The organism is Bacillus sp. NTK074B, assembly GCF_017303375.1.
Taxonomy (GTDB): Bacteria; Bacillota; Bacilli; order Bacillales; family Bacillaceae_B; genus Rossellomorea.
Map to the genome: position 1 here is coordinate 1 of NZ_JAFKOH010000276.1, position 253 is coordinate 253.

Annotated in this window: 1 protein-coding gene; it reads left to right on the plus strand. The window is 64.8% G+C overall.

What is annotated here, in order from left to right:
- Positions 1-253, plus strand: a 253-nt coding sequence (locus JI667_RS22350) for a hypothetical protein (protein WP_206858723.1), incomplete at both ends; no start/stop codon positions are given.

Here is a 253-nt window from a genome sequence, read left to right on the forward strand (position 1 = left end):
GGACGAGATCGGGGTGATCCTTGATCGTCTCGATGCGTGCTTTTCCGGCGTGTCGCTGGATCAGGTGGATTTCGACCGCTACGCCGAGCTCAACGGCCAGTTTCACGAAAGGCTGGCCGATCTATGCTGCAGCGCAGTGGTGTTGCGGGAGCTGGAACGGGTCAAATCGCTGCCGTTCGCCTCGCCCTCGGCTTTCGTCATGGGCTCGGGCAGCGAGGGCGGGGCGGACCGGGCGCTGCGCTCGCTGATCGTG